Here is a 20,167-nt window from a genome sequence, read left to right as displayed (position 1 = left end):
CGCGGCCCTTGCCCGCTTGGAGAACGATATTTCGGAATGACAACGTTGTCATTAGTATCTTTTAGCCATTTTGGATCGAATTCGGTGCAATGAGGTATCAGGATAAGGAATCGTGCCCGCCAATTGGGCTAGTGCTCGCCACCCATCTGGGCCAACAGCTCCTCGATGTCGACGTCGACCTGGCCCGCGGCCCTGACGTGGCGTACCTCAAAGCTGTCGGGCTGGAAGCGGTACTCCACGAGCCCGACCTCCTTGATCGCGATCCGGTCCTGGCGCTTGTCGTTGATCTTGAAGCCGGCCGAGGGCGCCCAGACGTGGCGGGTGTGGCGCCAGGTGAAGTCGCGCCGCTGGTGCACGTGACCGCTGGCGATGAGGCGCAGGTCGACATGCGCAAACATCTCGATCAGCCGCGCGCGTGCCGGCTGCGGCACGTAGCGGATCGAGGTCTCCGGCGTCTCGGGGTCGTCGGGCAGGTTGAGAAACAGCGGCTTGTGTACGAACAGCGCGACCGGCCTGCCGTTCGTGCGCGAAACTTCCGAGGCGAGCCAGTCGAACTGCTCGGCCTCGAAGGCGAGCCCTGAGTTCATCACCAGCGAATTGACGCCGATGAAGCACCAGCCCGCGGCCTCGAACGACCAATGGTCCTCGCCGATGATCTCGCGGAATTGCTGGCGATGCGCTTCCGCGACCGGCGGCTTCGGCGCAGGGCCGATCGCGGTCGGATTGTCGCCGATGTCGTGATTGCCGGGGATGTAGCGGCAGGCGACGGGCAGGGCATCGTGCAGGGCCTTGGCGAATTCGACATCGTCGCGGCTGGTCGGCCCGTCGAACGAGACATCGCCGGTGTTGACGACGAGATCGGGCCTATCGGTGTCGATATGCTCACTGAGCGCCTGGAAGTTTGCGATCAGGCCGGGGAAGCGCCGGCCAAGATGGGTGTCGGAGATCTGCGTCAGGCGAAATTCGGACATGTATCGATCATAGGCCACGCCCGACGTCGGAACGATGACGGCGGGTCCGCGGTCAGCGATCGAACAAAGTTTAAAGCACGCGATAGCGGATCGTGTAGGCGTCCTGCGGCGCGACCGGGCTTGCCAGCGGCGAGGCGATGCGGTCGGCGAGGTGCCAAGGACCGAACTGAGGACCGAACTGAGGGCCGAACTGCTCGGAGCGATGCGGCTCGGCCGGCAGGCGAAGGCGGAATTCGAAGGTGCCCTTGCCGGGCAGGTTCACGACCAGCACGCGGTCCGCGGTGCGGTGGTTGAGCGCCACCGCGCCGCGCAGCACGGAGCGGCCATCACCGAGCTCCTGCACGCCCTCGACCAGCGCCAGCGTCTGGTTGCGGTCGGTATGCAGCTCGATCTGGGTGTCGGTCGCCGCCGCCAAGGTCTCCCTGGGCATGCTGATCTCGAACTCGACCGCGGGTTTCGATGGATTGAGGCCGAGATAGGCCAGCGCGGCATGGCGCATGTCGTAGGCGGCAAACGCGAACAGCGCGAGGGCGGCGAGCGCAGCGACGCCGTGCCTGAGGACATCTCGCCAGGTCCGATAGCTCATTCGGAAGTAGACCGTCATCGCCAGCGCCACCGCAAGCGCCGTCGCGATGCCGGCCAGCGCCGACATCAGGATGCCGAACTGCCCGTCGGCGGACTCGGTCAAAGCGCCGGTCAGGCTGGCGATCAGGCTGAAGAGGGTGTTCATGGCGGTCTCTCGCCTTGCGCGCCCCGAGGGGCAAAATCGCTTTAACTGTCGACCGTTGGTCGCCTCATCGGGAACGCCGGTTCAACTCGTTGATTGTCAGGACCAGCGGTGACCGCTAAGGGACGCTAGCTATGCCTTCCGCCGGATGGGAAAATCCCGGGAAATTCCGATGTCCATTCAAATGGTTTTGCTGCCGGTCTTCGTGCAGGTCGGTCTCACCTTCGCGCTCCTGATCGCCATGGCGATGGGACGCCGGCGCGCGCTCGTCTCCGGCGAGACCAAGAGCCGCGACATTGCGCTCGGCGAGCCCAACTGGCCCAAGGGCGCCACACAAATCGCCAATTGCTACCGCAACCAGTTCGAGCTGCCGGTGCTGTTCTACGCCCTGATCGCGCTGGCGCTCCCGTTGCGCCATGCCGATCTGTTCATCGTGCTGATGTCCTGGGTGTTCGTGGTGACGCGCTTCGTCCATGCCGGAATCTTCGTCTCCTCCAACAATCTCGGCCGCCGCTCCACGATCTGGCTCGCCGGCGTGCTTGTCCTGCTCGCGATGTGGATCTACTTCGCGTTGAAAATGCTGTTGCTGATCTAGGCGCTACTCGCCGATCCTGATCTGAAAGATTCAAATGACTCCCGCTGCCCGGCTGTCCGCAGCCATCGAACTGATCGACACCATCGAGAAAGACCGCGTGCCTGCGGCCAAGGCGCTGAAGGAGTGGGGCACCGCGCACCGCTTCGCCGGCTCCGGCGACCGCGCCGCCATTGCCGGCCTCGTCTGGGACGTGCTGCGCCGCTACGCCTCGAGCGCCTACCTGATGGATTCGGACACCGCGCGGTCGCGGCTGATCGGCATGCTTCGCCTCGAGCGCAACATGGATACGGCCACGATGGCTGCGCTGTTCGACGGCAACCGCTTTGCCCCGGCGCCGTTGACTGAGGCCGAGCAGGCCGCGCTCGCCTCGCGGTCGCTGGAAGGTGCCCCGGCCGCGATCGCCGGCGACTATCCGGAATGGCTGGATCCGTATTTGGCAAAAGCCTTCGGCGACGAGCGCGTCGCGGAGGCGGCCGCGATGGCGAGCCGGGCGCCGCTCGACCTGCGCGTCAACACGCTAAAATCCAATCGCGACAAGGTGCTGGGGGCGCTTGCTCATCTTCATGCGAAACCGACGCAGTGGTCCGCAACCGGCCTGCGCATCGAGCTTTCGGCCGATGCGCGCAACCCCGGCATCCAGGCCGAAGAGGATTTCATCAAGGGCGCCATCGAAGTGCAGGATGAGGGGTCGCAGCTTGCGGCTGCCTTGACCGCGGCAAAACCCGGCGAGCAGGTGATCGATCTCTGTGCGGGGGCCGGCGGCAAGACGTTGGCGCTCGCCGCGATGATGCAGGGCAAGGGCCGCCTGATCGCGACCGACAGCGACAAGCGGCAGCTTGCGCCGATCCACGACCGCCTGTCGCGCGCCGGCGTCCACAATGCCGATGTGCGCACGCCCAAGGGCGACGCCGATCCGCTGGCCGAGATCAGCGCCACCGCCGACCTCGTCGTGATCGACGCGCCCTGCACGGGAACTGGAACCTGGCGCCGCAACCCCGATGCCAAATGGCGCATGCGCCCGGGCGCCCTGGAGATTCGCCTGCGGGACCAGACCGAGGTGCTCGATCGCGCGGTTCCGCTGGTCAAGGCCGGCGGCCGCATCGCCTACATCACCTGCTCGGTGCTTTCGGAGGAGAACGGCGAGCAGGTGAGGGCGTTCACTGGCCGCCATCCTGAGTTCGCGGTGGTGCCGCCAGAGCAGACCGCGAGCGTGCTCTGGGACAAGGCGGAGGAGTTTGCGCAAGCCGCGCTGCAATCGCCGGAAGGCTGGCTGATGACGCCGCGGCGGACCGGGACGGACGGGTTCTTCGTCTCGGTCTTCAAGAAGGCATAGCCCTCCCCGTCACCGCGGGTTGCGGCGGCCCCCAAAACAAAAACCCCGCAAACCGGAACCCGGTCGCGGGGTTTTCTAACTTGACGTTCTGCCGGTACGTCCGTGGTCAGAACGGTGCGCTGGCGTTAGCCGACGCGGAGATTGTCAGCCGAGGACTTGCCGCTGCGACGATCGGCGACGATGTCGAACGAGACCTTCTGGCCCTCATTGAGGGTCGACAGGCCGGCGCGCTCGACGGCGCTGATGTGCACGAACACGTCCTTGTCGCCGTCATCCGGCTGAATGAAACCAAAACCCTTTTGATTGTTGAACCACTTCACGGTGCCCATAGCCATGGGAATTTCCTTTGCTTAAGAAGTTAACACGCGGACCGGTACGCACTATTGCGCCCATAATCCTGATCAGTCGATGTTGGAGAAATCATCTGAAGCGTGCGCGCCCGTCAGCAACGAAGCGAAGCGGCCCAGTCGTTCGGCCAAGTATCGATGATCACAATATAGCGAGATTTTGGGGCCACTTCAAGGCACCACCCGTCGCTCGGAATGTCGCCGCATTTTGCTATTTTGCGGTGCAAATTAACCCTTCCCGGGCGCTCAATCGACGATAAACAGCGTCGCCCCCGTCGCGGTCGAGGACCGGTGCGCTGCGTCGCCGAAATCCGAGACCTGATAGCTCATCCCCGCCGTGAGCTTGAACTTGCGGCCGTCGCGCAGCTCGCTGTCGAGCTCGCCCTGCAGCACGTAGAGCACGTGGCCGCGGTCGCACCAATGGTCGGCGAGATAGCCCGTCGTATATTCGACCATCCGCACCCGGAGATCGCCGATGTTGAGCGTGCGCCACTGGGCTTGCCCGGTCTCGCCGGGATGGATGGTCGGCTCGACCTTGCTCCAGTCGGTGACGGTGAAGGGGGAGGTGGGGAGCTTCATGGGGAGGGTCCTGTCTCGGTGCCGGCGCCGGTGTTGTTAGCGTATGCGCTCGCCACAGTCTCCGTCATTGCGGCGCCCGCACTATCGCGCTTGGGGCATGCTCACGCCTGACACGCGCTGTCATCGCCCGCGAAGGCGGGCGATCCAGTATTCCAGAGGCCGCACTAATTGAATCGAGAGGCCGTAGCGTACTGGATTCCCCGCCTTCGCGGGGAATGACAGCGGTGGGTGAGCGTCAGCCCACCAAATGATTCGCCGATCCCTGCACGATCTTTCCGGCCGCATTCACCCGCAGATATTCGCAGATCCGCTTTCCCCGCTCGTTCTCGTAGAACACCACCACGCTATCTGGGCTGACGAACAATTCGATGAGCGAGAAATGCAGCTCCGGCAACAGGGCGAGCGCCTTGCTCCAATAGGCCCGCAACGAATCCTTGCCGCGGACGGTGCCGCTTTCATCGAATCCCATCGCGGGGATGCGGTCCGAGGTCATCACGACGTCCTCGGCATAGAGCGTGAGCACGCGCTCGAGATCGCGTGCGTTCCAGGCCTCGACCCAGGTGCGGCCGAGCGCGGCGAGATTCGACGGCTGATGATGGTGTGGCATGACGTTCTCCCTGATCGGCCCTTGGTGAGTGGCGGGCCATATTAGGTCAATAATACTTACCTATATCGATTTGTCCATGCCCAAAGAAGAATGTGGGCGCGCGGCCCGCGCGGTTGCGGGAAAAGCCCCCGTCGCGTATCTGCTTGCCATGACAGCAGCACAGACCGACCGCTCCGCGTCGACGCCCTCGGTGGCCTCGGCGCACGACAAGATTCTCATCGTCGACTTCGGCAGCCAGGTGACGCAGCTGATCGCGCGTCGCGTGCGCGAGGACGGCGTCTATTGCGAGATCGTCCCGTTCAACAAGGCCGAACAGGCCTTCAACGAGATGAAGCCGAAGGCGGTGATTCTCTCCGGCGGCCCTGAATCGGTGCATGAGGCCGGCTCGCCCCGCGCGCCGCAAGCGATCTTCGATTCCGGCGTGCCCGTGATGGGCATCTGCTACGGCCAGATGGCCATGGCGGAGCAGCTCGGGGGCACCGTCGAGGGCGGCCATCACCGCGAATTCGGCCGCGCCGATGTCGAGGTGAAGGCGCCGAGCAAGCTGTTCGAGGACGTCTGGTCACCAGGCGGCAAGAACCAGGTCTGGATGAGCCACGGCGACCGCATCACCAAGATGCCGCCGGGCTTCTCGGTGGCCGGCACCTCGCCGAACGCGCCGTTCGCGATCATCCAGGACGAGACGCGCAAATATTACGGCCTGATGTTCCACCCCGAAGTGGTGCACACGCCCGACGGCGCCAAGCTGATCCGCAATTTTGTCCGCAAGATCGCCGGCCTTTCCGGCGACTGGACGATGCGCGCCTTCCGCGAGGAGGAGATCGCCAAGATCCGCGCCCAGGTCGGCAAGGGCAGGGTGCTCTGCGGCCTCTCCGGGGGCGTCGATTCCGCGGTCGCGGCCGTGCTGATCCACGAAGCGATCGGCGAGCAGCTCACTTGCGTGTTTGTCGACCACGGCATGCTGCGCCTCGACGAAGCCAAGACCGTGGTCGATCTGTTCCGCCACCACTACAACATCCCGCTCGTGCACGTGGATGCCTCGAAGCAGTTTTTGGGCGAGCTCGAAGGCGTCACCGACCCGGAAGTGAAGCGCAAGACCATCGGCCGCCTCTTCATCGAGGTATTCGAGGCGGAGGCCAAGAAGATCGGCGGCGCCGACTTCCTCGCGCAAGGCACGCTCTATCCTGATGTGATCGAGAGCGTCTCCTTCACCGGCGGCCCCTCGGTGACGATCAAGTCGCACCACAATGTCGGCGGTCTCCCCGAACGCATGAACATGAAGCTCGTCGAGCCCCTGCGCGAGCTGTTCAAGGACGAGGTGCGCAAGCTCGGTCGCGAGCTCGGCCTGCCCGAAATCTTCGTCGGCCGCCACCCGTTCCCAGGCCCCGGCCTCGCCATCCGCTGCCCCGGCGACATCACGCGCGAAAAACTCGATATCCTGCGCAAGGCCGACGCCGTCTACATCGACCAGATCCGGAAGCACGGCCTCTACGACGACATCTGGCAGGCTTTTGCGGTGCTGCTCCCGGTCAAGACAGTCGGCGTCATGGGCGACGGCCGCACCTACGACTTCGTCGTGGGCCTGCGCGCCGTCACCTCAACCGACGGCATGACCGCGGATTTCTACCAGTTCGATATGAAGTTCTTGGGCGAGACCGCCACGCGCATCATCAACGAGGTGAAGGGCGTGAATAGGGTGGTGTACGACGTGACGAGCAAGCCGCCGGGGACGATTGAGTGGGAGTAGGGGGATAGCGGCGCTATCGCCCGATTGGCCCTGTTGATGCCATCGGAGCAATGCTCTGCCACTCGCCAATGAGAACCGCTTTGGTGCAGACGTCCCGGTGCGGATGACGGATGTTAGGAGGGTATCTCCTGTGCGATCTCCCACATATGACCGGATGGGTCGGAAAAGGCGGCGGTGCGGCGACCCCAGGGACGATCGATCGGGCCGTTCACCAAGTCTACGCCGTTTTGCCGGAGCCTCTCACAGGCATCATCGACATCGCCGACTCGAATGGTCATGAGCATGCGAGGTCCGGCGCTCGAAGCAGCCGGCACCACCGGCTGCACAAGCTGCAGTGCCTCCGTCTCCTGTAGCAAATTGACCATTACGCCACCGAGCCCGATCACGCTGCATACGGCGTCGGAATAGATCGGCCTGGCGTCGAACACGGACTCGTAGAATGCCCTCGCGCGCGCGAGGTCGTCAACGAAGAGGGTCACGCACTCTAGATTGTTCAAGCTTTTCATTCGCAGGGCCTCAGTTGACAGGGCAGTCGAGTTTCTTTTGACAAAAAGATAACAACGTATTTGAGAATAATGAAGCAGTACCATGATAGTATCTGGCGGCGAACCGAACGGAGAGTACCTTGTTGACCGATACGGGACTTCCGAAGCTTAAGCCTGGCAAGAAGCTCTACAAGCGCGGCGACCGCGACGGCATGTACGTTACCGTCCTGCCCATCAATAGGCGCAAGCAGATCTGCGAAAGTGGCGACCACTCGATCAAGGTGGTGCATTGATGCGCGCCGCGTTGAAAGTGGTACTGGCCGCAATATTTGTGATGCCGGCTGCGGTGGCTCTGGCGAAGTCTCCGGACTGCGCGAGTTGGCCCACGAACATGGCCCTCGTGCACCTCAAGAACGCCGGCCTGATCGATATTCCATCCGTGATCGAGGCGCAGACCAAGGCCGTTCGTCTCGCATCCGAAAAGATCGGCAAGGACCTCCACCAGGAGGTTTACGACATCACGTTTCACACCAAGGATGGCAAGACAATCGAGGTCATCACGAAAAGCCAGGCATCAAGCGAGGAATGCTCGATGAGCGGCGTCGACGTCTATGTGGTCGCGAAGAAAATCGGCGGGTCGGCAGAGCAGTCATCTGACGGCAGGGCCCAAAAGTGATCCGGCTGACCGAAAGCTCAAGAACGAGGGCGGGATGACGATTGAGCCAGAGCGGGCCGAGCGCTAGCATCGCGTTATGGACGCCGAACGACGAATTGAGAGCTTGGAAGCAGCGCTTGGGGCCAGCTTGCCCGTGACGTATCTCGCCTTCCTGCGGTCACACAGGGAAGAGCCGTCTCGTCCGGTTCAGGTCGTCTCGACCAATCCAGACTACTGGGATGTGAGCTGCATCTTCGAAATCGGGGACGCTGAAGACTACCTCCAACTCGATGGTTGTTATGAACTGGTTGGCGACGTCCTTCCCGAAGGGATGCTGGCAGTTGGCGAAGACCAAGGTGGTAACCTCTACCTTTTGGATTGCCGCATGGGTCCGAGCACCGGAGCCATCTATTGGTGGGATCACGAACAGGAGCCTGGCGAGGACCGCGTGGAGTTGGTCGCGACGAGCTTCCCGGAGTTTCTCGCCGTTCTGGTCCCCGATTCATAGCAGCACGCGCGTGGGCGCCGACGATCAACTTCGCTGTCAGGTCGATGCCCAGCGGCCGGTTTGGAGCTGCTGAAGCCCGCCGCCAAAAGCGAAATCCGTCGCATTCGTATTGGGGCTTGCTGCTGCTGCGCGGCAGCCTCGCCTCGGATACTCGCGCGTCCGCTCCGCACAAGCCGCACCGCGATTTCGTCAAGAAGTCGTTCAATGCTGTGAGCCGCGGGAGCAAGACGAACGGAGACATCGCATGGGCACAGGCAAACTGATCGGAAAAGTCGCGCTGGTGACCGGAGCGTCATCCGGGATTGGAGCAGCAACGGCCGTGGCTCTTGCAGCCGAAGGAGCGCGCGTGGCGATCGCAGCCCGGCGCATGCAGCGCTTGGGAGATCTTGCGGAGCGGATACGCCAAGCCGGCGGCCAGGCGCTTCCGCTCGAAGTCGATGTTTCGGACGAGGCGCAGGTCTCGGCGATGGTGCTGCGCGCTATCGAGGAGTTTGGGCGGCTCGACATGTTGCTCTGCATAGCCGGCGTTGGCGTCGCCGCGCCGTTCCAGAACACCACGACAGCTGAATACCGTCAGATGATCGACGTAAACTTCCTGGGGCTGCTCTACCCGATCCATGCCGCGCTGCCGGGAATGAAGCGGCAAGGTTCGGGGCATATCGTGATCCTCTCATCCGGCACCGGACGCTATATCCATGCCTCAACGGTCTATTCCGGGACCAAGCATGCTGCCAGCGCCATGGCGGAATCGCTTCGACGCGAAGTCGGGAAGGACGGCATCCGCGTCACGACGATCGAGCCGGGGGCCGTCAAAACCGAGTTTGTCGCGCAGATGCGTCCCGATGTCCGCCAGGCGGTGGAGACCAGACTGGGAGACATGGAGCAGCTCGAGAGCGAGGACATCGCCGCTGCCATCCTCTACGCGGTGACGCAACCGCCCAGGGTCAACGTCAACATCCTCACGCTTTATCCCACCCAGCAGGCCTGAGCCCGCCGTCATGCCGGGTAACAAACATTCAGGGATTTGCCGCATCCTGATCGGCGCGGGCATCCCGGCGCGGTCGATTGTGCGGGAGTGAAGGGTCGCGCGCTGCTTTCGCGGGGAAGGCGTCACGGCTTCACGAACCGATAGGCGAAGCGATCGGTGTTGCCTTTGATGGCGGGATCGAACACCTTGATCGTGTGCGGGTCGTCCTTGTTCGCGAGCAGGGTGCTTTGTGCGTCCAGCACGAAGCCGGCCGCCTCCACCTCCTTGCGAACGGATGCAGGCTCGATCCGATGCAGCGACTGGGCCTCGCTCGTGCCCGCCCCGAGCGCGGCGGCGTGGTCGACGATGACGTAGCACCCGCCGGGCTTCAGCCGCTCGTAGACGGCTCGATTGAATTGGGCCGCCGTCGCGCCCCGGGCCTGGATCAGTGCGGTGTGGAGATCGTGGTAGAACAGGTGCAGCCACAGCACATCCGCCGGTCGCGTGACCTCCGGCATCGCCACGAGGTCCGCCGAGACGGCTTCGACGTTGTCTCGACCCGGCTCCCTTGCAAGCGCCTGGATGCGACCGAGCGGATCGTTCTTGAAGTGGGCCACTTCGGCCGGCACGAAGCTGTCAACCCGTCCTTAGCCTCCCACGATCTCGGAGAAGAGACGGGTCCAGTCGCCATCGCCTGGGTAAACGTCGATGACGGTGGAGCCCGCATTGATGCGTGCGAACCGGATCAACTTGGACAGCTTGGATTGGTCGTACATCTGGATCTCCTTTAGGCTTAGGCATTCGACACGCGCGCGGCTCGTGCCAGTGCCTGCGTGTCGATGTATTCCCTGATGTTCGTCAGTTTGCCGTTGCGAACGGTGATGGCGAAGACCCAGTCGTCCCTAAACGTCTTGTTCGTGGCTTTGATCTTCCCCTTCGCGAAGCCGACGACCAGGACCCGGTCGCCTTGCGCGACGAACTCCCGGGGTTCGGTGGACGTTTCGACCGACCTGGATGCCGTCTCCAGCAGATCCGTCACCCCGTCGTGCCCGCGATGCGTTCCGGCCAGCGGCCAGTCCTCGCCCGGAATGATCCACTCGATGTCCTCAGTGACCAGCGCCAGCAGAGCCTCTCTGTCGCCACGGCCGATCGCGGCGAAGAAGTCCTTCACGGTCTGGATGTTCTTCTCGATACTCATGGGAATTTCTCCGTTTCGCTCGGATCGGATCGCGCGCGATCCGATCGCATGCTTCGTGTCCCCGTGTTCATCAGCCGAACTTGACCAGATCCTTGAAGATCAGGTGGCCCCAGCTGTTTCCGCGCGCCTGCACGAGCAGTCCGCCTTCGGAAAGCCCGCCGAGTTTGATCGGCGCGAAGCCGAGCTTTTCCGCAAGCGCGACAATTTCCGCTGCGGCAGCGTCGTCGTCGCTCGCCAGGAATACGACTCTCCTGCCACCATGGACGGCCGGATCCTGGCCAAGCACGGCAGCACCCAAATGGTTGAAGCCCTTGACCAGTCGACCGCCGGTGAAGGCTTGCGCGAGGGCCTTGGAAGAAGGTCGTCCTCCCAGTTTCTCAGGCGGCACGCCGTAGGCATTGGTCACATCGACGATCGTCTTGCCCTGCCAGGTGGGCAGCGCCTTCGCGACATCCTGGTGCGACTCGAAACGGACGGCCAAAACGATGATGTCCGCCTTGACGGCGTCCGCCAGCTTTTTGGGAATGATCGTGGGTCCGATCGCGGCCGCGGCGGATGCAAAGCTTTCCGGGTCGCGCGTGGTTGCAACGGATACTTCGATGCCATTGCGGGCAAACGCCCTGGCCAGGGCCTGGCCGATATGGCCGAAGCCGATAATTGCGTAGCTCATGATGTTTCTCCGATCTTGTGTCGATGGCGCGGTCAGACCTGCGCCATGCCGCCATCGACGGCGAGATCCACGCCGGTGACGTAAGAACTTTCATCGGAGGCGAGGAACGTGACGGCAGCCGCGATTTCCTCCGGCTTGCCCCTGCGACCCATCGGGACCTGTGAAGCAAATCCGGCGGCGGCTTGCTTGGCTTGCTCGGCGGTCAAGCCCGTCGTTGTTTCCAGGGCAGGGGTTTCGGTTGGTCCGGGGCTCATCGTGTTGACACGGATCTTGCGGTCCTTCAGCTCCAGCGTCCAGGCGCGCGAGAAGCTGCGCACCGCCGCCTTGCTCGCGGCGTAGACGCTGAACCCTGGCAACCCCTTCACGTTCGACACCGAAGAGTTCAGGATGATCGAACCGCCGTCCCTGAAGAGGGGGAGGGCCTTCTGCACGGTGAAGAACAGCCCCTTCACGTTGACGTCGAAGGTCTGGTCGAAATGGGCCTCGGTAGCCATCGCGAGCGGTGCGATCGTTCCCGCGCCCGCGTTCGCGAAGAGAATGTCGATGTGACCATGTTTCTCTTTCACGACGGCATAGAGCCGGTCCAGATCTTCCAGGCGCGACACGTCGCCGATGACCGTCGTCACGTTTCTCTCGATGAAGGCCGTGGCTTCCTTCAGTTCTTTCTCGCGTCGTCCGGTGATCACGACATGCGCACCTTCGTCCACGAAGCGCTTGGCTGTGGCCAGCCCGATCCCGCTGCTGCCGCCGGTGATGACTGCGATCTTGCCTTCTAGTTTTTTCATGATCTTTCTTCCTTCGTTGTGTGTGTGGGCCAGGCGCGGGACTGCGCCGGGATCAGAGTTGCGCCAGGCCGCCGTCGACGGCGACTTCGCTGGCGGTCATGAAGCTGCTGTCCGACGAGGCGAGAAAGGCCGCGACGGCTCCGATCTCCGAGGGATCGGCCATGCGCTGCAGCGGAGTCATCGCGGCGAAGACCTTCTGTCCCTCTTCGCCCAACGCTTCCTTCGCGAGTTCGGTCGCAGTCGCCCCGGGCGACAGCACGTTGACGCGGATGCCGCTGCCCTTCAGGTCCTCCGCCCAGGTCCGCGCGAGGTTACGCACGGCCGCCTTGCTCGCGCTGTAGGCGCTCATGGCCGGCGCGCCCGTGGTGCCGGCGCTCGATCCGGTCAGGATGATCGAACCGCCCCGGCGCATCAGCGGCAGCGCCTTCTGCACCGTGAAGATCGTCCCCTTCACATTGGTGTCGAAGGTTTCGTCGATATGCGTGGCGGTGATCTTGCCGAGCGCAAGCTGGCTTCCCGCGCCGGCATTGGCGAAGACGATGTCGAGGGTTCCGCGCTCAGCCTTCACCGCCGCGTAGAGTCGGTCGAGGTCGGGCTCATCCGAGACCGAGCCCTTCACCGCGCGGGCATTGGGCCCGAGGGCGGCGACGGCCGCGTCGAGCGCTTGCTGCCGGCGGCCGAAGATGAAGACGAAGGCGCCGTCCTCGATGAAGCGCCTTGCCGCGGCGCGGCCGATGCCGGTCGCGCCACCCGTGATGACTGCAACCTTGCCGTCAAGCTTTCCCATAATTTCTCCTGTCGTGGTGCCGGGACAGCATCTGCCCCCGACGTCCCCGACATAGGTCCGCCGGCGTCAGGCGTTGAGTGCGGAAGCGCGCACATCGGTGGTGCAAAATCGATCCGGCCGCGCGTCCGACGCCAGCCGCGACGGTCCGCCGTTCGGAACTGGGTCGTATTTGTCGGAACTGGCTATGATGACCCCTCGGACTGCTGTAGGAGGCGTCAGATCCGGGCTTTGGAAGGCGCACCGCGCGGTGCGGGATTGCACCATGATCGACTGGGATGACGTTCGCTATTTTCTAGCCGTCGCGCGCGGAGGCTCGGTGCGGGCGGCCGCCGAGCACCTCGGTGTGAACCACGCGACCGTGCTGCGACGCATCGCCCAGCTCGAGGAACGCCTCGGGGTGCAGATGTTCGAAAAGCTGCCTTCGGGCTACCGCCTGACGGCTGCGGGCGAGGAGGTCCTCGAATTCGCGGACCAGATGGAAGCCTCCTCACACCTGCTGGAGACGCGTGTGTTCGGGCGCGACCAGAGCGTGCGTGGGCGTCTGCGGGTGACGCTGGCGCCGCCGCTTGCGACGCACCTGCTGATGCCCGATTTCGCCGATTTTGCGCGCCTGCATCCTGATATCGAGATGGATATCTTGTCGGCCGGCGAGCTGGCTAATCTGACCAACCGGGAGGCCGACGTCGCGATCCGCGTCGTCTATGACCGCAAAACCCTCCCGCAAAATCTTCACGGCATGAAGGGACCGGAGCTGTTCGGCGCCGTCTACATATCCAGGGATCGGCTGGCCGCCTGGCGCGCGGGCGCGCCTGATCCCTTGCGCTGGATCGTCATCAGCATGCACGGCATCCCGGACTGGGCCAGCGCGGGCGAGGTCCGCACCACGGGCGTTCCATTCAGGACCTCAGACGCCGGGACGCAGATCGCTGCGGTCCGGCAAGGGCTCGGGATCACGACGCTGCCGTGCTTCGTCGGCGATGCCGACCCCCTGCTGGTGAGGGTGCCGGGCACCGAGCTACACATGTACGGAACGGTTTGGCTCCTCACACAGGGCGAGACACGCAAGACCAAGCGCGTGCGGCTCTTCACCGAGTTCGTATCCCGCAGGCTCGCCGCGTACGCGCCGCTTCTCGCGGGGCTGTCCGTATCGCGCGACTGACGGGGCAGGTCGGTCCATTCGGATGCCGTCCGGTGGTCGGCCGGGAATGCCTTGAAATACAAGCCGCCCTCCAATATGACTACTGTAGTCATATTGGAGGACTCATGCGAGAGATTCAGCTTCGTGACGCAAAGGCTAACCTCTCCGCGGTCGTCGATGAAGCGGTCGATGGCAAGCCCGCGATCATCACGCGTCACGGTAAAAAGCAGGCGGTGGTCTTGAGCTATGAGGAGTGGCGGCGTCTGTCGCAGGTGCCGAGCTTCGGGCGCCTGCTGATGGCGGCCCCCGTGCGGGCCGGCGATGTGCCGACGCGTAATCGCGCCAAGCTGCGCAAGACCGACTTCTGAGACGTGTATCTCGTCGATACCAATGTCATATCTGCCGCCTCGCCGAACCGGCCGACGCCTGCGGCACTCGTCGCGTGGATGGATGCGCAATCCGCCTCCTTGTTCTTGTCCGTCGTGACGATTGCGGAGGTTGAGGACGGAATAGCCAAATTGCGACGCGAGAAAGCCACGCGCAGGAGTAGAGATTTGGCTCAACGGCTGGAAGCCGTGCTGCACCTGTATGAGGATCGAATCCTGGCGTTCGATACCCCCACTGCGCGGATCGCCGGACAATTGTCGGACCGCGCGCGAGGGCAGGGGCATTCTCCGGGATTTGCCGATATCATGATTGCCGCAACTGCGCGTCAGCACTCGTTGACGGTCTTGTCACGCAACGCGAGGCATTTCCTGCCGCTCGGCGTACCCGTGCATGATCCCTTCGACGAGCTGCCGCCGTCCTGATCATCGCGCAGGCATAGGGAGGGCGTGGCCTCTAATTGGCTGCCCACCGCTACTCCGCCCCAACCGAACCCGCCTGTCGCTGAGCCGCGATCAGCATCTCCACGAACGCCGTCACCTTGGGCGGCCGGAAGCGGGCCGCGGGGTAGACCGTGTGAATGCCGCCGGATGGCAGTTGCCATTGCGGCAGGATGTGAATGAGGCGGCCCGCCGCGAGATCGTCGGCCACCAGGAAGTCTGGCAGCACCGAAAGGCCGCCGCCGGCGAGCACGGCCGCGAGTACCCCCGGCGTCGTGTCGATCGCGATGCTTGCTTGCAGCCGCACAGCGCGTCGATCGAGATCGCCGCGCGAAAACTGCCACAGCAGCGGCTCGCGCAGCGCCATGTTGGCGATGAACGGCAGCGTGACGATGTCGTCGGGATCGCGCGCGGCGGCGATCCGATCCGTGAACGCGGGAGCGCCGACCAGACATTGCCGGAACGATCCGGTCTTGCGCGCCTGCAGGCTGGAATCGACCAGCCAGCCGACACGGATCGCCATGTCGATCTGGCCTGAGGCGAGATCGACCGTCTGATCTTCGAGCGTCAACTCCACGCGGCAGTTGGGATAGCGCGCCGCGTAGGCGGTGACGACGGCAACGACGACGGCCGTGCCGTAGTCGTTGGGCGCCGTGATCCGCAATGTGCCGGTCGGCTCGGCGGCTGCCTGGGCGAGCTCGTCGAAGGCATCCTCCGCTTCGCGCAGGATCATGACGCAGCGCGCATGAAACGTCCGGCCCGCCTCGGTCGGATGGACCCGGCGCGTCGTGCGCACGAGCAGGCTGGTGCCGAGGTCGCGCTCCAGCTGCGCCACCTGCTGGCTCACCACGGCCTTGGTGATGCCGAGCCGTTCGGCTGCCCGCGTGAAGGATCCGGTGTCCACGACGGCTGCGAAATAGGCGAGGCGGTTCAGGTTCATGGCTCGTCCGGTCATCTATTGTCAGTCAATAGCATACATTCTGTATATTCTGTTGATATTTATCTACCAATGTGCGCGTGCGCACATTGCGGTTCAAGGAGATCGCCATGTCCGCGCCCATTCCCATCACCTACCTGTTCGATCCGCTCTGCGGCTGGTGCTACGGCGCCGCCGCGCTGCTCGAACAGCTCGTCGCCCGGCCGGATTTCGCTGTCGAACTTGCGCCGACAGGCCTGTTTGCCGGCGAGGGCGCGCGTCCGATGGACGACGGCTTTGCCGCTTATGCCTGGAGCAACGACCAGCGGATTTCGCGCTTGAGCGGCCAGCCCTTCAGCGAAGCCTATCGCCGCGATGTGCTGGGCGACCGCACGCGCCTGTTCGATTCCGGCCCGACGACACTGGCGCTCACGGCAGTCGCGCTCATGGCCCCGGATCGGGAGTTCGCGGCGCTGAAGGCCTTCCAGCTCGTCCGCTATGTCGAGGGCCGCGACAGCACGGATATCTCCGTTCTGTCGGACGTGCTGCGCACGATGAATTTGCCTGAGGTTGCCGCGCGTCTGGCGAGCCCCGACACCGCATTGATCATCGCCTACCGCGCGCGCCTGGAGGCTGCGCGTGCCGAGATGCGCCGGTTCGGCGTCAACGGTGTCCCGGCCCTCATCGTAGGGACGGGCCATGATCGCCGCCTGATGCAGGCGAGCGCGCTGTTCGGCAGCCTCGACGTCCTCGTCGACGGACTCAAGGCGGCCTGAGCGCCGCGCTCAACAGAGACCGGACCATCCAGTTTGAATTTCGCGATCCCAGACCAGCACCAGGAGACCAACATGCCGACAAGGAGAACCATCATGAAAACCACTCTCGCCGCGGGCGCCGCCGCACTCTTCGCACCCGCAGGGCTTGGCCATGCCGCCGGCGGGCTCACCTGGAAGCATTTTCCAGCCGGACAGAACGGTTTCTTCCGGGCTCCCGTTCTGGTGTCCGGGCCGAGCGAAGCCGTACTGATCGATGGCGGCTTCACGCTGTCAGATGGCAAGGCTGTCGCAGACGCCATCAAGGCCACCGGCAAGAAGCTCACCACCATCTACATCACCCAGTCGGACCCGGATTATTACTTCAGCCTCGGCGCCATCAAGGCGGTCTTCCCCGAGGCACGCGTGCTGGCGGCGCCCGCGACGGTGGCGGCCATTAACGCCAGTGTGGAAAAGAAGCTTGCGGTCTGGGGACCGCAGCTCAAGGCGAACGGCCCGCAGGTGCTCGCCGATGTGGTGATCCCCGAAGCGTTCGACGGCAAGACGCTCAGCGTGGACGGCGAGAGCATCGAGATCGTCGGCGCAGACGGCCTGGTCAACCGGCGCTATCTGTTCGTGCACTCGCTCAACGCGGTGTTCGGCGGCGTGCTGATCTTCTCCGGCGTCCATGTCTGGACCGCCGACACGCCGACCAAGGAGCAGCGCGGGGCCTGGATCGCCAATCTCGAAAAGATCGCGGCGCGCAAGCCGGCGATTGTCGTGCCCGGCCATCTGTCGGTGGATGCGAAGACCGACCTGTCCGGTGTCGAGCACACCATCGCTTACCTCAAGGCGTTTGACGAAGAGCTGGCCAAGGCCAAGGATTCCGCCGCGCTCAAGGCAGCGATGGAAGCGCGCTTCCCCGGCCTCGGCATGGGCGTTGCGCTCGACATCGGCGCCAAGGTCGCCACCGGCGAGATGAAGTGGGGCTGAGATGGCTCGCAACCTCGATCTGATCCGCGCCACCTATGAGGGATCATCGTCGGAACAGAACGGCCGGAATCTCCTGGCCGCTCTCGCTCCCGATGCCGCGTGGACCGAAGCGGAGGGGTTTCCATACGCGGGCACCTATGTCGGACCCGACGCGATCATATCAGGCGTATTCCGGCGTCTCGCCACCGAATGGACCGGCTACCGCGCCGATGTTCACACCTATCTCGAAGACGGCGACCGCGTCGCCGCCTTCGGCGTCTACTCCGGGACCTACAACGCGACCGGCAAATCCATGCGCGCGACGTTCGCGCATCTCTATCTGCTGAAAGACGGCAAGATCACCAGCATGACGCAATATGTCGACACCGTGATGGTGCAGAAGGCGCTGGAGCCTGCTGGCCGCTAACAGCCGGCTGACGTCGGAATGTAGAGGAGGGGAGCCCGCGACATGCGGGCTCCCTTTTTTCATTTTTGACGGCTGCTAAACCTTGATGAAGTTGTGTGCGGCCAGCGCGCCGAAGGGCAGGGTTGCCAATCGTCCGCCGACGTCGAGCGATCCCAAATCGACCGGGAAGAAGCCGGTGTCTTCGATGAGCTTGCGGACCTCTGCCTTTGCGGCAGCGTCATTACCCGAATAGAACAGCACGCGCCGGCCACCCGCCGCTTCCGGCTCCGACAGCGCCGCAACGTCGTTATGGTTGAACGCCTTGACCACGCGGGCGCCCGGAACGAATTGGCTGAAGATCTCGCTCGAATGCTTGTCGCCGAGATCGACGGCCTTGATGCCGTAGGCCGCCAGTGGATTGCTCGGGTCCTTCGCATCCGCCGAGTTGGGATCGAGGAATTCCACCGGATTGGTGGCGTCGATGACGATGCGACCGTTCCAGGCCGGCAAGCGGCTGAACACCTTCTCCACATCAGTCCAGCGGATGGCGGCGATGACGATATCGGCGCCGGCTGCCTCTTGCACGGTGCCGGCCTTGATTGAAGGGCCGAACTCCTGAATCAGCGACGCCAGCGATTCCGGTCCGCGGCTATTCGAAATCGTGGCCGATATCCCTTTTTTGGCCAAGGCACGTGCGAGGCTCGAGCCGAGGGCGCCAGAACCGATGATACCAATACTCATGATGGACTCCTGTGAGGTGAGGGGCTTGAAAACCAGGACCGCCGGCGCCCCGAAGGCTGGTCGGCCATCCGCTGATCAATGCCGTTCGGCATCGAAATTATTGTATGTCAATGACACGATTACATTTACAGGCAAAACAAATCACCAGGCGAGCGGAATGGAGAACTTGCCCAGCCGCGCCACCTCGGCTGCAACATCCGCCACTGTCGTTTTTGCGAGTTCAGCCTCGAGCGCTTTGCGCGCGCGGTCTAGGGCGGGTTGTATCGCCGCGATGATATTGCCGCCGACCGCGCAACTCTCGCAGGGCGGGGTCCGGTGCAGCGAAAACAGCTCGGTGTCCTCGACCGCCGCATAGACATCGAGCAGCCGTATCTTCTTTGCCGGTTTCGCCAGCAAGGAGCCGCCACCCGCTCCGAGCTGCGAACGCGTCAGCCCGGCATCGCTCAGGCGGGACAAAAGCCCGCGGATGACGACGGCACCGGTGTTGGCCGACCAGGCGAGATCCTCGGACCGCAGCGGCTTTCCGTCGCTCACGGCAAGTCCGGTGAGGATATGAACGGCAACGGCGAAGCGGGTGCTGGTCGGCATGACGATCTCGTTTGTGTGTAACCATCACTATTACACACTTTCGGCGATGTCAACACTGGTGCGTCTGCAAGCGGCTGGATGCGCGGCTGTGCCGGAGCTAAAGGCCAGCGCCTTTGGCGACGCGCGTGCACGAGGTCATGGATATGACCACCGGCCCCGTCTATACCGAGGTCGCACGACAGGACAGAGCGATGATCGTATGCTCGCAGTCATCACGGTGAAGATATGACTGCCGACGATCTTGGATTTGACGTGAGGAGCCATGGTGGTTTCGGAAGACAACAGATCTCTCGCCCGCTATTTGAGAGATGCTACGCAGGGCTCACCGACGGTTACGAAATATTGGGATGATGCCCACGTCTGCGACGTCGATATCATGATCATCAAGAACGTCCCGGCAGGAGGCGTTTCCACCTATGCCAGCCTCGCGCTCTCCGACGCGAAGACAGGCCTGACGTCCGGCGGCAAGGCCCTGGGCGTCGAGATTTTGCTGGCTCTGGCGACGGAATGCGCCGAGGGCGCCAACATGATCGCGACCTGCGCTTTCAGCATCAAGAAGGGCGAAATCACACTCTTGCCCGGCGTCGTCATTCCGCGAGCCCTGGAACTGTATGGCGAAGGGCGCGAGATGAAGCACGCCATGCTCATCTCTCCGTTCTTGTGGAACCTTGAAACACAGTCCTTCTCGGCCAAGTCCGTCGCCTGGCTGCAGGTGCTACCTATTTCGGACGCCGAGCGGGACTACGCGCTGGCGAACGGGCCCGAAGCGCTGGAGGATCTGTTCGAGGACCGACAGATCGACGTATTCGATATCGATCGTCCCAGCGCTCTTTGATACCTTGACCGCCGCTATCCTCGTGGACGCCTGC

The 20,167-nt window shown here is 63.6% G+C and carries 26 protein-coding genes and 2 pseudogenes; 14 read left to right on the top strand and 14 right to left on the bottom strand.

Features of this window, described 5'->3' with window-relative positions:
- Positions 1 to 128: 128 nt before the first annotated feature.
- Positions 129 to 971, bottom strand: a complete 843-nt coding sequence (locus BRA1253DRAFT_RS06105) for a metallophosphoesterase (protein ID WP_007592203.1) — start codon at positions 969 to 971, stop codon at positions 129 to 131.
- Between the two features lie 70 nt (positions 972 to 1,041).
- Positions 1,042 to 1,701 carry a hypothetical protein gene (locus BRA1253DRAFT_RS06100; protein WP_007592201.1) on the bottom strand — a complete coding sequence of 220 codons (660 nt, stop codon included), beginning with the start codon at positions 1,699 to 1,701 and terminating at the stop codon, positions 1,042 to 1,044.
- A 169-nt stretch (positions 1,702 to 1,870) separates the two neighbouring features.
- Between BRA1253DRAFT_RS06100 and BRA1253DRAFT_RS06095 the strand changes: the two genes are divergently transcribed.
- Together BRA1253DRAFT_RS06095 and BRA1253DRAFT_RS06090 are read left to right on the top strand one after the other, a co-directional pair.
- Positions 1,871 to 2,293 carry an MAPEG family protein gene (locus BRA1253DRAFT_RS06095; protein ID WP_007592199.1) on the top strand — a complete coding sequence of 141 codons (423 nt, stop codon included), beginning with the start codon at positions 1,871 to 1,873 and terminating at the stop codon, positions 2,291 to 2,293.
- A gap of 34 nt (positions 2,294 to 2,327) precedes the next feature.
- Positions 2,328 to 3,626 (top strand): RsmB/NOP family class I SAM-dependent RNA methyltransferase, encoded by a 1,299-nt coding sequence (locus BRA1253DRAFT_RS06090; RefSeq protein WP_007592197.1) that lies wholly within the window; start codon positions 2,328 to 2,330, stop codon positions 3,624 to 3,626.
- Between the two features lie 125 nt (positions 3,627 to 3,751).
- On the opposite strand, the gene BRA1253DRAFT_RS06085 is transcribed toward BRA1253DRAFT_RS06090, so the two are convergent.
- The 3 genes from BRA1253DRAFT_RS06085 to BRA1253DRAFT_RS06075 form a co-directional block, all read right to left on the bottom strand.
- On the bottom strand, positions 3,752 to 3,961 hold the full coding sequence (locus BRA1253DRAFT_RS06085) for a cold-shock protein (RefSeq protein WP_007592195.1): 210 nt from the start codon (positions 3,959 to 3,961) through the stop codon (positions 3,752 to 3,754).
- Positions 3,962 to 4,219: 258 nt separating this feature from the next.
- Positions 4,220 to 4,552 (bottom strand): DHCW motif cupin fold protein, encoded by a 333-nt coding sequence (locus BRA1253DRAFT_RS06080; protein ID WP_007592192.1) that lies wholly within the window; start codon positions 4,550 to 4,552, stop codon positions 4,220 to 4,222.
- A 235-nt stretch (positions 4,553 to 4,787) separates the two neighbouring features.
- Complete coding sequence (locus BRA1253DRAFT_RS06075; RefSeq protein ID WP_007592190.1) at positions 4,788 to 5,159, bottom strand: nuclear transport factor 2 family protein; 372 nt, start codon at positions 5,157 to 5,159, stop codon at positions 4,788 to 4,790.
- A gap of 76 nt (positions 5,160 to 5,235) precedes the next feature.
- Here BRA1253DRAFT_RS06075 and guaA point away from each other — a divergent pair, with 76 nt between their 5' ends.
- Positions 5,236 to 6,906 carry a glutamine-hydrolyzing GMP synthase gene (gene guaA, locus BRA1253DRAFT_RS06070; RefSeq protein WP_007592188.1) on the top strand — a complete coding sequence of 557 codons (1,671 nt, stop codon included), beginning with the start codon at positions 5,236 to 5,238 and terminating at the stop codon, positions 6,904 to 6,906.
- 113 nt (positions 6,907 to 7,019) lie between these two features.
- On the opposite strand, the gene BRA1253DRAFT_RS06065 is transcribed toward guaA, so the two are convergent.
- Complete coding sequence (locus tag BRA1253DRAFT_RS06065; protein ID WP_007592186.1) at positions 7,020 to 7,412, bottom strand: VOC family protein; 393 nt, start codon at positions 7,410 to 7,412, stop codon at positions 7,020 to 7,022.
- 119 nt (positions 7,413 to 7,531) lie between these two features.
- On the opposite strand from BRA1253DRAFT_RS06065, the pseudogene BRA1253DRAFT_RS46130 reads away from it, so the two are divergent.
- The 4 genes and pseudogenes from BRA1253DRAFT_RS46130 to BRA1253DRAFT_RS06045 all read left to right on the top strand — a co-directional run.
- A pseudogene (locus tag BRA1253DRAFT_RS46130) lies at positions 7,532 to 7,624 on the top strand (integrase); the annotation flags it as partial.
- A 59-nt stretch (positions 7,625 to 7,683) separates the two neighbouring features.
- Positions 7,684 to 8,067, top strand: coding sequence for a hypothetical protein (locus BRA1253DRAFT_RS06055; protein ID WP_007592184.1), 384 nt, complete (start codon positions 7,684 to 7,686; stop codon positions 8,065 to 8,067).
- A 76-nt stretch (positions 8,068 to 8,143) separates the two neighbouring features.
- Positions 8,144 to 8,554: an SMI1/KNR4 family protein gene (locus tag BRA1253DRAFT_RS06050; protein WP_007592181.1), complete on the top strand. Its 411-nt coding sequence runs from the start codon at positions 8,144 to 8,146 to the stop codon at positions 8,552 to 8,554.
- Positions 8,555 to 8,798: 244 nt separating this feature from the next.
- Positions 8,799 to 9,542: an SDR family oxidoreductase gene (locus BRA1253DRAFT_RS06045; protein ID WP_007592179.1), complete on the top strand. Its 744-nt coding sequence runs from the start codon at positions 8,799 to 8,801 to the stop codon at positions 9,540 to 9,542.
- Positions 9,543 to 9,664: 122 nt separating this feature from the next.
- On the opposite strand, the pseudogene BRA1253DRAFT_RS06040 reads toward BRA1253DRAFT_RS06045, so the two are convergent.
- From BRA1253DRAFT_RS06040 to BRA1253DRAFT_RS06020, 5 genes and pseudogenes are all read right to left on the bottom strand, one after another.
- Positions 9,665 to 10,297, bottom strand: a pseudogene (locus tag BRA1253DRAFT_RS06040) (methyltransferase).
- A 17-nt stretch (positions 10,298 to 10,314) separates the two neighbouring features.
- A complete protein-coding gene (locus BRA1253DRAFT_RS06035; protein ID WP_007592178.1) occupies positions 10,315 to 10,719 on the bottom strand; it encodes a nuclear transport factor 2 family protein in 405 nt (134 codons plus the stop codon).
- A gap of 70 nt (positions 10,720 to 10,789) precedes the next feature.
- A complete protein-coding gene (locus tag BRA1253DRAFT_RS06030) occupies positions 10,790 to 11,389 on the bottom strand; it encodes an NADPH-dependent F420 reductase (protein WP_007592176.1) in 600 nt (199 codons plus the stop codon).
- Positions 11,390 to 11,421: 32 nt separating this feature from the next.
- Positions 11,422 to 12,174 carry a glucose 1-dehydrogenase gene (locus BRA1253DRAFT_RS06025; protein ID WP_007592174.1) on the bottom strand — a complete coding sequence of 251 codons (753 nt, stop codon included), beginning with the start codon at positions 12,172 to 12,174 and terminating at the stop codon, positions 11,422 to 11,424.
- A 52-nt stretch (positions 12,175 to 12,226) separates the two neighbouring features.
- Positions 12,227 to 12,961 carry an SDR family NAD(P)-dependent oxidoreductase gene (locus tag BRA1253DRAFT_RS06020; protein ID WP_007592172.1) on the bottom strand — a complete coding sequence of 245 codons (735 nt, stop codon included), beginning with the start codon at positions 12,959 to 12,961 and terminating at the stop codon, positions 12,227 to 12,229.
- Positions 12,962 to 13,223: 262 nt separating this feature from the next.
- Here BRA1253DRAFT_RS06020 and BRA1253DRAFT_RS06015 point away from each other — a divergent pair, with 262 nt between their 5' ends.
- The 3 genes from BRA1253DRAFT_RS06015 (at position 13,224) to BRA1253DRAFT_RS06005 (ending at position 14,908) form a co-directional block, all read left to right on the top strand.
- The gene (locus tag BRA1253DRAFT_RS06015) at positions 13,224 to 14,120 is read left to right on the top strand and encodes a LysR family transcriptional regulator (protein ID WP_007592170.1); all 897 of its coding nucleotides are present in this window, start codon (positions 13,224 to 13,226) and stop codon (positions 14,118 to 14,120) included.
- Between the two features lie 104 nt (positions 14,121 to 14,224).
- Positions 14,225 to 14,467 carry a type II toxin-antitoxin system Phd/YefM family antitoxin gene (locus tag BRA1253DRAFT_RS06010; RefSeq protein ID WP_007592169.1) on the top strand — a complete coding sequence of 81 codons (243 nt, stop codon included), beginning with the start codon at positions 14,225 to 14,227 and terminating at the stop codon, positions 14,465 to 14,467.
- Between the two features lie 3 nt (positions 14,468 to 14,470).
- Positions 14,471 to 14,908: a type II toxin-antitoxin system VapC family toxin gene (locus BRA1253DRAFT_RS06005; protein WP_007592168.1), complete on the top strand. Its 438-nt coding sequence runs from the start codon at positions 14,471 to 14,473 to the stop codon at positions 14,906 to 14,908.
- Between the two features lie 49 nt (positions 14,909 to 14,957).
- Here the strand turns inward: BRA1253DRAFT_RS06005 and BRA1253DRAFT_RS06000 are convergent, their stop codons facing one another.
- A complete protein-coding gene (locus BRA1253DRAFT_RS06000) occupies positions 14,958 to 15,863 on the bottom strand; it encodes a LysR family transcriptional regulator (RefSeq protein ID WP_007592166.1) in 906 nt (301 codons plus the stop codon).
- 107 nt (positions 15,864 to 15,970) lie between these two features.
- On the opposite strand from BRA1253DRAFT_RS06000, the gene BRA1253DRAFT_RS05995 reads away from it, so the two are divergent.
- The 3 genes from BRA1253DRAFT_RS05995 (at position 15,971) to BRA1253DRAFT_RS05985 (ending at position 17,990) form a co-directional block, all read left to right on the top strand.
- On the top strand, positions 15,971 to 16,615 hold the full coding sequence (locus tag BRA1253DRAFT_RS05995; protein WP_007592163.1) for a DsbA family protein: 645 nt from the start codon (positions 15,971 to 15,973) through the stop codon (positions 16,613 to 16,615).
- Between the two features lie 72 nt (positions 16,616 to 16,687).
- Complete coding sequence (locus BRA1253DRAFT_RS05990; RefSeq protein WP_198288229.1) at positions 16,688 to 17,584, top strand: MBL fold metallo-hydrolase; 897 nt, start codon at positions 16,688 to 16,690, stop codon at positions 17,582 to 17,584.
- Between the two features lies 1 nt (position 17,585).
- Complete coding sequence (locus tag BRA1253DRAFT_RS05985) at positions 17,586 to 17,990, top strand: nuclear transport factor 2 family protein (RefSeq protein WP_007592160.1); 405 nt, start codon at positions 17,586 to 17,588, stop codon at positions 17,988 to 17,990.
- A 75-nt stretch (positions 17,991 to 18,065) separates the two neighbouring features.
- On the opposite strand, the gene BRA1253DRAFT_RS05980 is transcribed toward BRA1253DRAFT_RS05985, so the two are convergent.
- Together BRA1253DRAFT_RS05980 and BRA1253DRAFT_RS05975 are read right to left on the bottom strand one after the other, a co-directional pair.
- Positions 18,066 to 18,710 carry an NADPH-dependent F420 reductase gene (locus tag BRA1253DRAFT_RS05980; protein WP_007592158.1) on the bottom strand — a complete coding sequence of 215 codons (645 nt, stop codon included), beginning with the start codon at positions 18,708 to 18,710 and terminating at the stop codon, positions 18,066 to 18,068.
- Positions 18,711 to 18,851: 141 nt separating this feature from the next.
- A complete protein-coding gene (locus BRA1253DRAFT_RS05975) occupies positions 18,852 to 19,298 on the bottom strand; it encodes an Rrf2 family transcriptional regulator (RefSeq protein WP_007592157.1) in 447 nt (148 codons plus the stop codon).
- A gap of 376 nt (positions 19,299 to 19,674) precedes the next feature.
- On the opposite strand from BRA1253DRAFT_RS05975, the gene BRA1253DRAFT_RS05970 reads away from it, so the two are divergent.
- Positions 19,675 to 20,133: a suppressor of fused domain protein gene (locus BRA1253DRAFT_RS05970; protein WP_157158548.1), complete on the top strand. Its 459-nt coding sequence runs from the start codon at positions 19,675 to 19,677 to the stop codon at positions 20,131 to 20,133.
- The last annotated feature ends 34 nt before the right edge of the window (positions 20,134 to 20,167 follow it).

The organism is Bradyrhizobium sp. WSM1253 (genome assembly GCF_000244935.1).
In the GTDB taxonomy this organism is placed as follows: Bacteria; Pseudomonadota; Alphaproteobacteria; order Rhizobiales; family Xanthobacteraceae; genus Bradyrhizobium; species Bradyrhizobium canariense.
This window is presented reverse-complemented; position numbering and strand designations above follow the sequence as displayed.

Coding starts and splice junctions, on each gene's coding strand:
- BRA1253DRAFT_RS06105 (WP_007592203.1), bottom strand. CDS start 971: ATGTCCGAATTTCGCCTGACGCAGATCTCCGACACCCATCTTGGCCGG.
- BRA1253DRAFT_RS06100 (WP_007592201.1), bottom strand. CDS start 1,701: ATGAACACCCTCTTCAGCCTGATCGCCAGCCTGACCGGCGCTTTGACC.
- BRA1253DRAFT_RS06095 (WP_007592199.1), top strand. CDS start 1,871: ATGTCCATTCAAATGGTTTTGCTGCCGGTCTTCGTGCAGGTCGGTCTC.
- BRA1253DRAFT_RS06090 (WP_007592197.1), top strand. CDS start 2,328: ATGACTCCCGCTGCCCGGCTGTCCGCAGCCATCGAACTGATCGACACC.
- BRA1253DRAFT_RS06085 (WP_007592195.1), bottom strand. CDS start 3,961: ATGGCTATGGGCACCGTGAAGTGGTTCAACAATCAAAAGGGTTTTGGT.
- BRA1253DRAFT_RS06080 (WP_007592192.1), bottom strand. CDS start 4,552: ATGAAGCTCCCCACCTCCCCCTTCACCGTCACCGACTGGAGCAAGGTC.
- BRA1253DRAFT_RS06075 (WP_007592190.1), bottom strand. CDS start 5,159: ATGCCACACCATCATCAGCCGTCGAATCTCGCCGCGCTCGGCCGCACC.
- guaA (WP_007592188.1), top strand. CDS start 5,236: ATGCCCAAAGAAGAATGTGGGCGCGCGGCCCGCGCGGTTGCGGGAAAA.
- BRA1253DRAFT_RS06065 (WP_007592186.1), bottom strand. CDS start 7,412: ATGAAAAGCTTGAACAATCTAGAGTGCGTGACCCTCTTCGTTGACGAC.
- BRA1253DRAFT_RS06055 (WP_007592184.1), top strand. CDS start 7,684: ATGCGCGCCGCGTTGAAAGTGGTACTGGCCGCAATATTTGTGATGCCG.
- BRA1253DRAFT_RS06050 (WP_007592181.1), top strand. CDS start 8,144: ATGGACGCCGAACGACGAATTGAGAGCTTGGAAGCAGCGCTTGGGGCC.
- BRA1253DRAFT_RS06045 (WP_007592179.1), top strand. CDS start 8,799: ATGGGCACAGGCAAACTGATCGGAAAAGTCGCGCTGGTGACCGGAGCG.
- BRA1253DRAFT_RS06035 (WP_007592178.1), bottom strand. CDS start 10,719: ATGAGTATCGAGAAGAACATCCAGACCGTGAAGGACTTCTTCGCCGCG.
- BRA1253DRAFT_RS06030 (WP_007592176.1), bottom strand. CDS start 11,389: ATGAGCTACGCAATTATCGGCTTCGGCCATATCGGCCAGGCCCTGGCC.
- BRA1253DRAFT_RS06025 (WP_007592174.1), bottom strand. CDS start 12,174: ATGAAAAAACTAGAAGGCAAGATCGCAGTCATCACCGGCGGCAGCAGC.
- BRA1253DRAFT_RS06020 (WP_007592172.1), bottom strand. CDS start 12,961: ATGGGAAAGCTTGACGGCAAGGTTGCAGTCATCACGGGTGGCGCGACC.
- BRA1253DRAFT_RS06015 (WP_007592170.1), top strand. CDS start 13,224: ATGATCGACTGGGATGACGTTCGCTATTTTCTAGCCGTCGCGCGCGGA.
- BRA1253DRAFT_RS06010 (WP_007592169.1), top strand. CDS start 14,225: ATGCGAGAGATTCAGCTTCGTGACGCAAAGGCTAACCTCTCCGCGGTC.
- BRA1253DRAFT_RS06000 (WP_007592166.1), bottom strand. CDS start 15,863: ATGAACCTGAACCGCCTCGCCTATTTCGCAGCCGTCGTGGACACCGGA.
- BRA1253DRAFT_RS05995 (WP_007592163.1), top strand. CDS start 15,971: ATGTCCGCGCCCATTCCCATCACCTACCTGTTCGATCCGCTCTGCGGC.
- BRA1253DRAFT_RS05990 (WP_198288229.1), top strand. CDS start 16,688: ATGCCGACAAGGAGAACCATCATGAAAACCACTCTCGCCGCGGGCGCC.
- BRA1253DRAFT_RS05985 (WP_007592160.1), top strand. CDS start 17,586: ATGGCTCGCAACCTCGATCTGATCCGCGCCACCTATGAGGGATCATCG.
- BRA1253DRAFT_RS05980 (WP_007592158.1), bottom strand. CDS start 18,710: ATGAGTATTGGTATCATCGGTTCTGGCGCCCTCGGCTCGAGCCTCGCA.
- BRA1253DRAFT_RS05975 (WP_007592157.1), bottom strand. CDS start 19,298: ATGCCGACCAGCACCCGCTTCGCCGTTGCCGTTCATATCCTCACCGGA.
- BRA1253DRAFT_RS05970 (WP_157158548.1), top strand. CDS start 19,675: ATGATCATCAAGAACGTCCCGGCAGGAGGCGTTTCCACCTATGCCAGC.